Annotated in this window: 14 protein-coding genes and 1 tRNA gene; 13 read left to right on the forward strand and 2 right to left on the reverse strand. The window is 63.0% G+C overall.

Annotated elements, in window-relative coordinates:
- Positions 1 to 5 precede the first annotated feature (5 nt).
- The 13 genes from fabG to ABE456_RS17515 all read left to right on the forward strand — a co-directional run bounded on the left by fabG (position 6) and on the right by ABE456_RS17515 (position 11,313).
- On the forward strand, positions 6 to 746 hold the full coding sequence (gene fabG / locus ABE456_RS17455; protein ID WP_123083915.1) for a 3-oxoacyl-ACP reductase FabG: 741 nt from the start codon (positions 6 to 8) through the stop codon (positions 744 to 746).
- A gap of 203 nt (positions 747 to 949) precedes the next feature.
- The gene (gene acpP, locus ABE456_RS17460) at positions 950 to 1,186 is read left to right on the forward strand and encodes an acyl carrier protein (RefSeq protein ID WP_063911722.1); all 237 of its coding nucleotides are present in this window, start codon (positions 950 to 952) and stop codon (positions 1,184 to 1,186) included.
- A gap of 187 nt (positions 1,187 to 1,373) precedes the next feature.
- A complete protein-coding gene (gene fabF, locus ABE456_RS17465) occupies positions 1,374 to 2,618 on the forward strand; it encodes a beta-ketoacyl-ACP synthase II (protein WP_012271164.1) in 1,245 nt (414 codons plus the stop codon).
- A complete protein-coding gene (gene pabC / locus ABE456_RS17470) occupies positions 2,618 to 3,433 on the forward strand; it encodes an aminodeoxychorismate lyase (RefSeq protein ID WP_346645025.1) in 816 nt (271 codons plus the stop codon). The genes fabF and pabC overlap by 1 nt, the downstream gene beginning before the upstream one ends.
- 4 nt (positions 3,434 to 3,437) lie before the next feature.
- Positions 3,438 to 4,646, forward strand: coding sequence for an endolytic transglycosylase MltG (gene mltG, locus ABE456_RS17475; protein ID WP_346645026.1), 1,209 nt, complete (start codon positions 3,438 to 3,440; stop codon positions 4,644 to 4,646).
- A 9-nt stretch (positions 4,647 to 4,655) separates the two neighbouring features.
- A complete protein-coding gene (gene tmk, locus ABE456_RS17480) occupies positions 4,656 to 5,288 on the forward strand; it encodes a dTMP kinase (RefSeq protein WP_346645027.1) in 633 nt (210 codons plus the stop codon).
- Positions 5,281 to 6,267 carry a DNA polymerase III subunit delta' gene (locus ABE456_RS17485; protein WP_346645028.1) on the forward strand — a complete coding sequence of 329 codons (987 nt, stop codon included), beginning with the start codon at positions 5,281 to 5,283 and terminating at the stop codon, positions 6,265 to 6,267. The genes tmk and ABE456_RS17485 overlap by 8 nt, the downstream gene beginning before the upstream one ends.
- A gap of 30 nt (positions 6,268 to 6,297) precedes the next feature.
- Positions 6,298 to 7,080: a TatD family hydrolase gene (locus ABE456_RS17490; RefSeq protein ID WP_346645029.1), complete on the forward strand. Its 783-nt coding sequence runs from the start codon at positions 6,298 to 6,300 to the stop codon at positions 7,078 to 7,080.
- A 490-nt stretch (positions 7,081 to 7,570) separates the two neighbouring features.
- A complete protein-coding gene (locus tag ABE456_RS17495) occupies positions 7,571 to 8,206 on the forward strand; it encodes a TetR/AcrR family transcriptional regulator (RefSeq protein WP_346645030.1) in 636 nt (211 codons plus the stop codon).
- 262 nt (positions 8,207 to 8,468) lie between these two features.
- Positions 8,469 to 9,437, forward strand: a complete 969-nt coding sequence (locus ABE456_RS17500) for a radical SAM protein (protein WP_346645031.1) — start codon at positions 8,469 to 8,471, stop codon at positions 9,435 to 9,437.
- Positions 9,438 to 9,503: 66 nt separating this feature from the next.
- Complete coding sequence (locus ABE456_RS17505; protein WP_346645032.1) at positions 9,504 to 10,109, forward strand: DUF4823 domain-containing protein; 606 nt, start codon at positions 9,504 to 9,506, stop codon at positions 10,107 to 10,109.
- A 10-nt stretch (positions 10,110 to 10,119) separates the two neighbouring features.
- The gene (locus tag ABE456_RS17510; RefSeq protein WP_346645033.1) at positions 10,120 to 10,680 is read left to right on the forward strand and encodes a DUF1285 domain-containing protein; all 561 of its coding nucleotides are present in this window, start codon (positions 10,120 to 10,122) and stop codon (positions 10,678 to 10,680) included.
- A 216-nt stretch (positions 10,681 to 10,896) separates the two neighbouring features.
- Positions 10,897 to 11,313, forward strand: a complete 417-nt coding sequence (locus ABE456_RS17515) for a cupin domain-containing protein (RefSeq protein ID WP_346645034.1) — start codon at positions 10,897 to 10,899, stop codon at positions 11,311 to 11,313.
- Here ABE456_RS17515 and ABE456_RS17520 read toward each other — a convergent pair.
- Both ABE456_RS17520 and ABE456_RS17525 read right to left on the reverse strand, forming a co-directional pair.
- Positions 11,303 to 12,565, reverse strand: a complete 1,263-nt coding sequence (locus ABE456_RS17520) for a nucleoside deaminase (protein ID WP_346645035.1) — start codon at positions 12,563 to 12,565, stop codon at positions 11,303 to 11,305. The two genes, ABE456_RS17515 and ABE456_RS17520, sit on opposite strands and share 11 nt — an antisense overlap.
- Before the next feature lie 117 nt (positions 12,566 to 12,682).
- A tRNA-Asn gene (locus ABE456_RS17525) sits at positions 12,683 to 12,758 on the reverse strand.
- Positions 12,759 to 12,774 lie beyond the last annotated feature (16 nt).

A 12,774-nucleotide genomic window follows, 5' to 3' on the forward strand; every position in this document is an offset into this window, starting at 1 on the left:
CTTGCATGAGCCTGCAAGGTAAAGTTGCATTGGTCACTGGCGCCAGCCGTGGCATTGGCCAGGCCATTGCCCTCGAACTGGGCCGCCAGGGCGCGACCGTGATCGGCACCGCCACTTCGGCGTCCGGCGCCGAGCGCATCGCCGCCACCCTGAAAGAGCACGGCATCACCGGCACCGGCATGGAGCTGAACGTGACCAGCGCCGAATCGGTTGAAGCAGTACTGGCCGCCATCGGCGAGCAGTTCGGCGCACCGGCCATCCTGGTCAACAACGCCGGTATCACCCGCGACAACCTCATGCTGCGCATGAAGGACGACGAGTGGTTCGACGTGATCGAAACCAACCTGAACAGCCTCTACCGTCTGTCCAAGGGCGTGCTGCGCGGCATGACCAAGGCCCGTTGGGGCCGTATCATCAGCATCGGCTCGGTCGTCGGTGCCATGGGCAACGCTGGCCAGGCCAACTACGCGGCCGCCAAGGCGGGCCTGGAAGGCTTCAGCCGCGCCCTGGCGCGTGAAGTGGGCTCGCGTGGCATCACCGTCAACTCGGTGACCCCGGGCTTCATCGACACCGACATGACCCGCGAGCTGCCAGAAGCGCAGCGCGAAGCCCTGCAGACCCAGATTCCGCTGGGCCGCCTGGGCCAGGCCGACGAAATTGCCAAGGTGGTTTCGTTCCTGGCGTCCGACGGTGCAGCCTACGTAACCGGCGCTACCGTGCCGGTCAACGGCGGGATGTACATGTAACACTGCAACTCAATGTGACGGATTTCGTAAAAAAAGAGTCATACTGCGAGCCTAAAATCCGTTATAAAGCTGCAACCAGATTCCAGGCAGCGGGTGTGGTGACTAGCCTGAAGGTGCGTTTCGCTTGAAAAGCGATCGTCTTTCTATAAAATTAGCCACCGGCCAGCTGCCTGACATATGTCCATTAGGAGTGAAAACTAGGTATGAGCACCATCGAAGAACGCGTCAAGAAAATCGTCGCCGAGCAACTGGGCGTCAAGGAAGAAGAAGTGACTCTCGAGAAGTCCTTCGTCGATGACCTGGGTGCCGATTCGCTTGACACCGTTGAGCTGGTGATGGCTCTGGAAGAGGAATTCGAGACCGAAATCCCTGACGAAGAAGCCGAGAAGATCACTACCGTTCAAGCTGCCGTAGACTACGTCAAAAGCCACCAGGCCTAAGACGCTTTAGTCGACGCTTCTTGTCGGGGAAAACCGCACTGCCTTTGCCGGCGTGCGGTTTTTTCTTTGCGAGCGCCCCGCATTTTCCAGGCCGCTTCGTTCACCGCGCACCAAGAGCCTGTTGCCATTTCATTCCAGCGCTTGAATGCAATGGCAAGAGACTCTGTTATTAGAAAAGGAGAGTACTGTGTCGCGTAGACGCGTCGTGGTCACCGGTATGGGTATGCTGTCGCCACTGGGTACCGATGTACCGAGCACCTGGCAGGGCATTCTGGCTGGCCGCAGTGGCATTGGTCCGATCGAACACACGGACCTGTCTGCCTACTCCACCCGTTTTGGCGGCTCGGTGAAAGGCTTCGAGGTTGAGCAATACCTGTCGGCCAAAGAGGCCCGCAAGCTCGACCTGTTCATCCAGTACGGCCTGGCGGCCGGTTTCCAGGCAGTGCGTAATGCCGGCCTGGAAGTCACCGACGCCAACCGCGAGCGTATTGGCGTGGCCATGGGCTCGGGTATCGGCGGCCTGACCAACATCGAAGAAACCAGCCGCACCCTGCACGATTCGGGGCCGCGCCGTATTTCGCCGTTCTTCGTGCCGGGCTCGATCATCAACATGATCTCCGGGTTCCTGTCGATCCACCTGGGTTTGCAAGGGCCGAACTACGCCATTGCCACCGCCTGCACCACCGGCACCCATTGCATCGGCATGGCCGCACGCAATATCGCCTACGGTGAGGCTGATGTGATGATCGCCGGCGGCGCCGAAATGGCCGCTTGCGGCCTGGGCATGGGCGGTTTCGGTGCCTCGCGTGCGCTGTCTACCCGCAACGACGAGCCAAGCCGGGCCAGCCGCCCGTGGGACAAGGGCCGTGATGGCTTCGTGCTGTCCGACGGTGCCGGTGCCCTGGTGCTCGAAGAACTGGAACACGCCAAGGCCCGTGGTGCGACCATCTATGCCGAGCTGGTTGGTTTCGGCATGAGCGGCGACGCCTACCACATGACCTCGCCACCCGACACCGGCGAAGGTGCTGCCCGCTGCATGGCCAACGCCCTGCGCGATGCTGGTATCCAGCCGGAAGAGGTCAGCTACATCAACGCCCACGGCACCTCGACCCCTGCGGGCGATGTGGCCGAAGTGGCTGCGATCAAGCGCGTGTTCGGCGAGCATGCCTACAAGCTGGCGGTCAGCTCGACCAAGTCGATGACCGGCCACCTGCTGGGCGCCGCTGGTGCTGTAGAGGCCATCTTCAGCGTGCTGGCGATCAACAGCCAGATGGCACCGCCCACCATCAACCTTGACGAGCCGGACGAAGGCTGTGACCTTGACTTCGTGCCGCACCAGGCGCGCAGCATGCCAATCGACGTGGTGCTGTCCAACTCGTTCGGCTTTGGCGGCACCAACGGTTCGCTGGTATTCCGCCGGTTCGCCGGTTGATGCACAGCTGGGTCGATGGCCAGCCGGCGGCTGCAGTCAACCTGCAGAACCGCGGCCTGGCCTACGGCGATGGCCTGTTCGAGACCATTGCCGTGCGCGGCGGCCGGCCCAGCTTGCTGGACGGCCACCTCGCACGCCTGGCGCTGGGTTGCCAGCGCCTGGCGATCAGCGCCGACCTGGCGCTGGTGCGCGACGAACTGTTGCGCTATGCCAGCCAGCTCGGTGATGGTGTAGCCAAACTTATCCTTACCCGGGGCGACAGCCAGCGTGGCTATGCGCCAGTTGCCGGTGCCGCACCGCGGCGAATCCTGCAGGGCAGCCCGTTGCCCAGCTATCCTGTCGAACATGCCGAGCAGGGCGTGCGTTTGTTCCCATGCCAGACCCGGCTTGGGGAACAACCGTTGCTGGCTGGCCTCAAACACCTCAACCGCCTGGAGCAGGTGCTGGCCCGTGCCGAATGGCAGGACAGCGAACATGCCGAAGGCCTGATGCGTGACGGGCAGGGCAGGGTGATCGAAGGGGTGTACAGCAATCTGTTCCTGGTGCGCGATGGCGTGTTGCTTACGGCCGACCTCAGCCGCTGCGGCGTCGCCGGAGTGATGCGTGCCGCGTTGCTGGAACAGGCACAGCTGCTGGGCATTCCGGCGCAGGTCCGCGACCTGCCGTTCGACATGCTGGAGCAGGCAGATGAAGTATTTGTTTGCAATAGCGTCTACGGCATCTGGCCCGTGCTTGGCATTGCCGCGCTAAACTGGTCGCCGGGCCCGCTCACCCGTAAACTGCAGGCCGTTGCCCGTACGTTACTGGAAACCTGAATTCGTGAGACGTAAATTCCTGCTGCTGCTGGAAATGGGCTTGATCCTCGCCGGCCTGGCCTTGGGCTGGTCGGCCTGGAAGGTCAATTCGGTCCTGGAGCAGCCCTTGCATGTTACGCAAGAGCGCTTGCTCGACGTGCCCAATGGCACCAACCCCAACCGCATGTTCTATCGCATGCAGAGCGAAGGGTTGCTCGACGACGCGGTCTGGTTGCGCTTGTACTGGCGCTTCAACATGGCCGGTACCCCCTTGCACACCGGCGAATATCGCCTCACCCCCGGCATGACCGTCGAGCAGCTGTTCGACGCCTGGCGTCGGGCCGACGTGGTGCAGTACAACCTGACCCTGGTCGAAGGCTGGACCTTCCGCCAGGTGCGCTCGGCCGTGGCCAAGCATGAAAAGATCAAGCACACCCTCGATGGCCTGTCGGATTCCGAAGTGATGGACAAGCTCGGCCATACCGGCGTGTTCCCCGAGGGCCGCTTCTTCCCGGACACCTACCGCTTCGTGCGCGGCATGAGCGACGTCGAGTTGTTGCAGCAAGCCTACATGCGCCTGGACGAAGTGCTGGCCAAGGAATGGGCGGAGCGCACTACCGACCTGCCATACCGCGACCCGTACCAGGCGCTGATCATGGCCTCGTTGGTGGAGAAGGAAACCGGTATCCCCCAGGAGCGCGGGCAGATCGCTGGCGTTTTCGTACGGCGCTTGCGCCTGGGCATGATGCTGCAGACCGACCCGACGGTGATCTACGGCATGGGTGAGCGCTACAACGGCAAGATCACCCGCGCCGACCTGCGCGAGCCGACGCCCTACAACACCTACACCATGACGGGGCTGCCGCCGACGCCCATCGCCATGGTTGGCCGCGAGGCGATACACGCGGCGCTCAACCCGTCCGATGGCACCAGCCTGTACTTCGTCGCCCGTGGCGATGGCAGCCATGTGTTCTCCGACGACCTGGACGACCACAACTCGGCGGTGCGCGAGTTCCAGCTGAAGCGCCGGGCGGACTACCGCTCCAGCCCCGCACCGCAGCAAGAGGCAAAGCCAGGTAGCGATGATACCGAGCAGCCGCCGAGCGACGACGACGCGCAGCCCCCGGCGGATGAGCCGGCAGCGCAGCCAGCGCCCGACGAGGCACCCGTGCAGGGCGCCCCTGCTGGCGGCGCGCAAGCGGCCGAACGGCCGACGCCTGACGATCAACATTAAGGACTGCCTGTGAGCGGCTTGTTTATTACTTTGGAAGGCCCCGAAGGCGCGGGCAAGAGCACCAACCGCGACTACCTGGCTGCACGCCTGCGCGAGCAGGGCCTGGATGTGGTTCTGACCCGCGAGCCTGGCGGCACGCCGTTGGCCGAGAAGGTGCGTGAGCTGCTGTTGGCCCCCAGCGAGGAGAGCATGGCAGCCGACACCGAGCTGCTGCTGGTGTTCGCCGCCCGCGCCCAGCACCTGGCACAGGTGATCCGCCCGGCACTGGCCCGTGGGGCTGTGGTGTTGTGTGACCGCTTCACCGATGCCACCTATGCCTATCAGGGCGCAGGCCGCGGTTTGTCGGTTGAGCGTATCGCCACCCTGGAGCAATTCGTCCAGGGCGACCTGCGCCCAGGCCTGACCCTGGTCTTCGACCTGCCGGTCGAAGTAGGCTTGGCCCGCGCCGCTGCCCGCGGTCGCCTGGACCGCTTCGAACAGGAAGGCCAGGCGTTCTTTGAAGCGGTACGCCAGGCTTACCTGCAGCGCGCCCAGCGTGAGCCGCAGCGCTACAGCCTGCTCGATGCTGCCCAGCCCCTGGAGGCTGTGCAACGCGATATCGATGCGCTGCTGCCGGGTATTCTGGAACGTTGCCGTGGCTGAGGCCTACCCCTGGCAGCAGGCCCTCTGGCAGCAACTCGCCGGCCGCAGCCAGCACGCCCACGCCTACCTGCTGCACGGGCCGCAAGGTATCGGCAAGCGGGCCCTGGCCGAGCGCCTGATGGCTCGCCTGCTTTGCCAGCAGCCCCATGGGCTGGACGCCTGCGGCGGGTGTAAATCCTGCCTGCTGCTCAAGGCCGGTAGCCACCCGGACAACTACGTCCTTGAGCCTGAGGAGGCCGACAAGCCGATCAAGGTCGACCAGGTGCGCGAGCTGGTGGCCTTCGTGGTGCAGACGGCTCAGTTGGGTGGGCGCAAGGTGGTGTTGATCGAGCCGGTGGAGGCGATGAACGTCAACGCCTCCAATGCACTGCTCAAAAGCCTCGAAGAGCCTTCTGGCGATACTGTGCTGCTGTTGGTTACGCACCAGCCCAGCCGCCTGCTGCCGACCATCAAAAGCCGCTGCCAGCAGGTTGCCTGCCCGCAGCCCAGGCTGGCCCAGAGCCGGGCCTGGCTGGCTGGTGCGCTACCCGAAAGTGACGAGGCCGAGCGCGACGAGTTGTTGGCCCTGGCTGCCGGCTCACCGCTGATGGCGGTCAGCCTGCAGGCGCAAGGCGTGCGCGAGCAGCGTGCGCTGGTCACTGAAGGGGTGAAGAAGCTGCTCAAGCAGCAGCAGTCACCCAGCCAGTTGGCCGATGCCTGGAACGGTGTGCCGCTGTTGCTGCTGTTCGACTGGTTCTGCGATTGGGCGCACCTGATCCTGCGCTACCAGTTGACCCAGGACGAGGAGGGGTTAGGCTTGGCTGATATGCGCAAGGTAGTGCAATACCTGGCGCAGAAGAGCCGCCAGGCCAAGGTGCTGGAGGTGCAGGCGTGGATTCTGGAGCAGCGCCAGAAGGTGCTGGGCAAGGCCAACCTCAACCGCGCCCTGCTGCTTGAATCGCTGCTGGCCCACTGGCTGCAATTGCCGGGCGCCCGCTGATTTCCCATTTTTCATGTGTGCTGTTATCCCATGCTCGTAGATTCCCATTGCCACCTCGACCGTCTTGACCTCAGCGCCCACCAGGGCTCGCTCGATGCTGCCCTGCAGGCGGCGCGTGAGCGCGGGGTCGGGCATTTCCTGTGCATTGGCGTAAGTGCCGAGAACGCCGGCGCGGTGAAGGCGCTGAGTGAGCAATACGCCGATGTCGATTGCTCGGTGGGCGTGCACCCGCTGGACCTGGCGCCGGGTGAAACCCCGGCGCTGGAATGGCTGCTGCGCGAACTGAGCCACCCGCATGCAGTGGCGATTGGTGAGACCGGGCTGGATTACCACTACGAGCCTGAGGCTGCCGAGTTGCAGCAGGCTTCGTTCCGCCTGCACCTGGAGGCCTCGCGGCAGACTGGCAAACCGGTGATCGTGCATACCCGGGCGGCGCGTGCCGACACCCTGGCGCTGCTGCGTGAGGCCAGCTTGCCGCAGGCTGGCGTGCTGCATTGCTTTACCGAGGACTGGGAGATGGCCAAGGCGGCGCTGGACCTGGGGTATTACATTTCGCTGTCGGGCATCGTTACCTTCCGCAATGCCGATGCCCTGCGCGAAGTGGCGCGGCAGGTGCCGGTCGATCGGTTGCTGGTGGAGACCGATTCGCCGTACCTGGCGCCGATACCGCACCGTGGCAAGCCTAATTTGCCGCAGTATGTGCGGGAGGTGGCGGAGTATGTGGCTTCGTTGCGCGGGGCCAGTTATGAGCAGCTTGCGGAGCAGACCACGGCCAACTTCAAGCGGTTGTTCCCGCTGGCGCGGGTGGCTTGAATCACCGGGGTTGAAGATTGTGTGATGGCCACCAGGTGCCTGCCACAACAATTTCAGCGCCTATGAGATCGAGCGCCGCCCGCGCGGCGCATCGCGACGCAAGGCCGCTCCCACATCTGTTTCGGGCCAGTCCCGCCTGTGCCATTGGCGCGCGCCCCTTGTAAACACCCAAAAAAAACCCGGGTTCTGGGGGGGGAATCCGGGTTAAGACCATTAGGAGTAAAACAAAGGTACGCGGTCCCTGAGCACCTTTATCGGCGCGCCACTTGGGGGGGATGCGCCGCGCCAACACTTCAAGTATTGGTCAGGTTTGGCGCAGTGCCAGTGCCTCTTGGTCGTTTTTTAAACAGATTTGGAATACGTCGACGTTCCATTCCTCCCGCAGCGCATGGCCGTAAGCATCGTGAAACACAGACATGCTTGGATGATCCGTGCAATTTCCCGCAAGTTAGGCATAATAAACCGCTTCGATTGTCATCCAGTCCTTCCTATGCAGAAAGAACCTCGTAAGGTCCGTGAGTTTCGCCGTCGCGAACAGGAAATCCTCGACACCTCGCTCAAACTGTTTCTTGAACAGGGTGAAGACAGCGTTACCGTCGAGATGATCGCTGACGCCGTGGGCATCGGCAAAGGCACGATCTACAAGCACTTCAAGTCCAAGGCGGAGATCTACCTGCGCCTGATGCTCGACTACGAGCGCGACCTGAACGAGCTGTTGCATTCGGCCGACGTCGACCGCGACAAGGAAGCCCTGTCGCGCGCCTACTTCGAGTTCCGCATGCGTGACCCGCAACGCTACCGGCTGTTCGACCGCCTGGAAGAAAAGGTGGTCAAGGGCAACCAGGTACCGGAAATGGTCGAGCAGCTGCACAGTATCCGTGCCTCCAACTTCGACCGCCTGACCCAGCTGATCAAGGGCCGCATCAGCGAAGGCAAGCTCGAAGACGTGCCGCCGTATTTCCACTACTGCGCTGCCTGGGCGCTGGTGCACGGCGCCGTGGCACTGTATCACTCGCCATTCTGGAGCAATGTGCTGGAAGACCAGGAAGGCTTCTTCCAGTTCCTGATGGACATTGGTGTGCGCATGGGCAACAAGCGCAAGCGCGACCCGGAACCGTCGAACTGATATTCGCTGCCTTAATGCATGCACAGGACCTGTGTAGGAGCGGCCTTGTGTCGCGAAAGGGCTGCAAAGCAGCCCCGGCAATTTGTACATTTGTGCTGAAACCCTGGGGCTGCTTCGCAGCCCGTTCGCGACGCAAGGCCGCTCCTACAGATATTGTGGCGGCTTGATACTGATACGAACACCGGCAATGTGTGTAGGGCTTGCAAAAACCTGATTTATGAGTCAGCTTTTGCCAGCCCCATCACCCATGCCGGAGTCATTCATGATCGTCGATCGTCAAGGCAGGCGTTTTCGCAACCTGCGCGTCAGCCTGACGGCTGCCTGCAACTATGCCTGTACCTACTGCGTACCAGACGGCAAACGCCTGGTGGCTGCGCAGGACGAACTGTCGGCGGATGCCCTGGCCCGTGGCGTGGCCTACCTGATTGAAGCCGCCGGCATCGAGCGCTTGCGCATTACTGGCGGCGAACCGTTGGTCAGCCCGCGCCTGGATGCCTTCCTGGTTGCCGTGGCCAAGCTCGGCCTCGACGATATCTCGCTGACTACCAATGGCCAGCTGCTGGCGCGCAAGTTGCCCCAGTTGCAGGCGGCTGGTATCCGCCGCCTGAATGTTTCCCTCGACACCCTCGACCCCGTGGCCTTTCGCCGTATCGCCAGGGGTGGTGACCTGGCCAGCGTGTTGGCGGGGATGCAGCAGGCCAGTGCCTTGGGCATGCAGTTGAAGGTAAACATGGTGCCGATGCGCGGGCAAAACCTCGATCAGGTGCTGCCGCTGCTGGATTACTGCCTTGAGCGCGGTTATGAGCTGCGCTTCATCGAACTCATGCGCATGGGCCACCTGGCCCGTGACCGCAACGCCTTCCTGCAACAGTTCGTCAGCCTTGAGCAACTGTTGGCGCTGATCGGTGGCCAGCATGCCTATGCCCAGGTCGACGCGCCACTGGACGCCACCGCCCTGCGCTATCAAGTACCCGGCAAAGGCCACTTCGGGGTGATCGCCAACGAAAGCGTACCGTTTTGCCGTACCTGTTCGCGGCTGCGCCTGTCCTCCACGGGCTGGCTGCATGGTTGCCTGTCCTCGGGCAACCGCCACTTTGTCGGCGACCTGCTGGAAAAGCCGCGCCATCAGGCCCTGCCGGCCCTGCAGCGCTTGCTGGTCAAGGCCTTGGCCGACAAGCAGGACCTGACGTTTTCCGGCGGCGTGACGGTGATGAAAGTGATCGGTGGCTGAAGCTGGCGCAAAAGCTGCATCCGCCGGCTATTCGCCGGTTTTTCGTCGCCGGCCATTGGAGGAAAGATGCGTAGCCTGGTCTTGCTGCTGGCGCTGATGGCGCTGGGCGGCTGCATGAATGTCAGCGATATGGGCGAGGGCGTGCGCTATCACATGAGCGATGCCGGTCTGCTGGACCACAGCGAAACCCGGCGCTCCCTGTCGATCCGCCTGCAACCCGACTCGTTCATCTTCATCGGCCAGGGCGCGTTCATGCCGCCAGGCAAAGGCCCGGTGCCACGGCAGAACGCGGTGGCCGAGGAAGCCTTCAAGAGCTTTGTCGAGTATTTCCCGCTGGTGCGCCGCGCCCAAGGCCCGTTGGGCCTGGAAGAGGCCATTGCCCAGGCGCGTTCGCTGGGCGCCGACTATGTGCTGTACACCCGTTTCGCCCGCACCGACGACCGTATCGGCAATGGCGACGAGTGGTATGACGAACAGGCCGTAGACCGCCTGGGTTGGGACAGCGGCGTGGTGCAGGTGATGCTGATCGAAACCAACACCCGTTACCTGATCGACACCGCACGTATCAAGAGCCGTGGCGGTTTGTTGACGTTTCACGACAATACCCCGGAGGATTTGCTTGGTGCGCCGATGCGCGAGTACGCTCGTAGCCTTCTGGGCATGAGTGAATGAGGCAAGCGTGATGAGCGATACCGGCAAGGCCAATGATCTTCTGGCGCAGATTCCCAAGGCCAAGGGCCTGCCGCCGGTGCATCTGTGGAACCCGGACTTCTGTGGCGATATCGACATGCGCATCGCCCGCGATGGCACCTGGTACTACCTGGGCACGCCGATCGGGCGCAAGCCGATGGTGCGGCTGTTCTCCACCATCATTCGCCGCGATGGCGATGACTATTTCCTGATTACCCCGGTGGAGAAGGTCGGCATTCGCGTCGACGACGCGCCGTTTGTGGCCGTGGCGCTGGAGGTGCAAGGGGAGGGTGAGCAGCAGGTGCTGCGCTTTACCAGCAATGTCGAGGACCAGGTCGAGGCCGGGCCGGCCAACCCGCTGCGCGTGGTGATCGACCCGGTAACGCAGGAGCCATCGCCGTATGTGCTGATGCGCAGCAACCTTGAGGCGCTGATCCATCGCAATGTGTTCTACCAGTTGGTGGAGCTGGCGGTGCCGCGGGAGATCGAGGGTGAAGAGTGGCTTGGGGTTTGGAGTGGGGGGGAGTTCTACCCGATCGGGCGTAATTGCTGAGATTTCTGGGGCTGCTGTGCAGCCCAATCGCCGGCAAGCCAGCTCCCACAGATACTCCACAGGCCTTGAGAGCGCCACCGTACCTGTGGGTGCGGGCGAGCCCGCGAAGAGGCCGGCACAGGAAAAATCGGCCCCCTGCTTTTCCCCCGAATTGGCCATTTGTCTTCAGCCGGTCAGGGCCTAACCTGCAGGAATCTGCCCTCCAGGAATTAGCCCATGAAACCCCTGTCCATCATCCTTTTCGCCCTGCTTGTCGCTCAAACCCCCGCCTGGGCCCACGGCGACGTTGCCGACCAGGTCAAGGTCCTGCAACAACAGCAACCCTCCAACGCCCCCGGCAAAACCGCCGTCATGCTCACCGTCAGCTACGCACCGGGTGAAGCATCACCCGCGCATCAGCACCCAGGCGCAGTCATGGCCTACGTCTTGGAAGGGGCGGTGGCGTCGAAGCTGAACGACGAATCGGAGAAAATCTACAAGGTCGGTGAATATTGGTACGAAGCCCCAGGTACCGTGCACCGCGTGTCGCGCAACGCCAGCAAGACCCAGCCAGCCAAACTGCTGGTCTGGAGCCTGGTGGACGAGGGCAGTGAAGTCACACTGCCCTATTCGGCGTCAGGTGCTACGCACTGAGCTGGTGCGTGACAGCCTGTACCAGCGCGTCATCAAGCACCTGGCAGGGTGCGACCTGAACGTTCTGGGTGTAGAACGGCGGCAGGTGTTGCGCCAACAGCGCCACCTCCTTGTTCGACCTGCCAGGCGGCAGCAAAACGTACTGCAGGCTGGAAGGGAATGAGGGCACTGTGTGCCGCTCCACCGTTGAGCCATGCGCGCCCAGGGTCATGACCGCTTCACTGCCAGTCGGGTCTGGAAAGCGCAGCAGCACGAAGGTGCAGTGCCGCGGATGGGTCAGGTACTGCTGGGCTTCGCGGCGTACCTGTGCCTGCGCATGGTTCATCAAGGCCCAGCGCAATGCGGCATAAGCGCGGGTAGTCTCCATGAATGCTGTGCGGACGGGCGAGCCGTTTTCCGCGCCACCCAGGCAAGCCAGCACATTGCCGAACGGGTCGAGCAAGGCCACGGCATTGTCCCCGTCGCCTTCGGTAGCGGCTTCAATCAGCGGTTGAGCAAGTTCGGGGCCGGGAATGCGCGGGTGCTCGCTTCTGACCCGCAGGCTCCATGGGCTCAAGCTCGCCAACGCCTGGCGTACTTCGCTGGATGAAGGCAGGCTGGCTGGGTCCTGCAATGCCGAGGGTGGCAGGCCGGTGTTGCTGCTTTCGTCGTGAATCAGGTTGACGCTGACCTCGAACAACGAGCTGGTCAGGCCCAGCGTTGCGGCATCCAGGGCCTGCCCGGCATAAACCGGCCCTTGCAGGGCGCCGGCATACTCGCGCGCAAAAGGGGGGCTGACGGCGTAGTAACCCCAGGTGGCCTGTGCCAACTGGCGTGGGGCTGCCGGCAGCCCGGGGAAGTCGAAATGGCCGTTATGGTTGATGCCGGCGAAGGTGTCGAGGGCGCTGACGGCTACGTTGAACCCCGCCATCAACAGGGCGCCCGCGCACATGGCGCAGGGGTCGAGCGTAGTGACTACGGTTAGCTCGCGGGTGGGTGGCAGTGCCAGGCGCTGCCGGTTTTCGAAATACCAGTCCACCAGTTGCCGTTCGCCGTGAGCCGTCGGGTCGCGAAGGCGGAATGCCGGTTGTGCCTGGCTACCTGGCACTGCTTCGAGCACGCGATTGTGCAATGCGATCAGTACTTTGCCCGTGGCATTCTCGATGATGCAGCCGCCCACGGCGAAGGTGGCTTGCTGGCTGGCCAGCAGGGCCTGGCTGGCGGCCAGTGCTACCGCTTGCTGGGCATTATGCGTGAGGTTGTCGGCAGTCATGATGGCCTGCGTTCGTCGGTTCAGAGCCCGAACGATACAGCAGCCGTGCGCCTTATTAAGTAGGGAAGTGCAACAAAAAAACCTCCAGTGCTTGCGCAACTGGAGGTTTTCAATGTTTGGCTCCGCGACCTGGACTCGAACCAGGGACCCAATGATTAACAGTCATTTGCTCTACCGACTGAGCTATCGCGGAATCTGCGCGTATCTTA

This window comes from Pseudomonas sp. TWI929 (assembly GCF_039673335.1).
In the GTDB taxonomy this organism is placed as follows: Bacteria; Pseudomonadota; Gammaproteobacteria; order Pseudomonadales; family Pseudomonadaceae; genus Aquipseudomonas.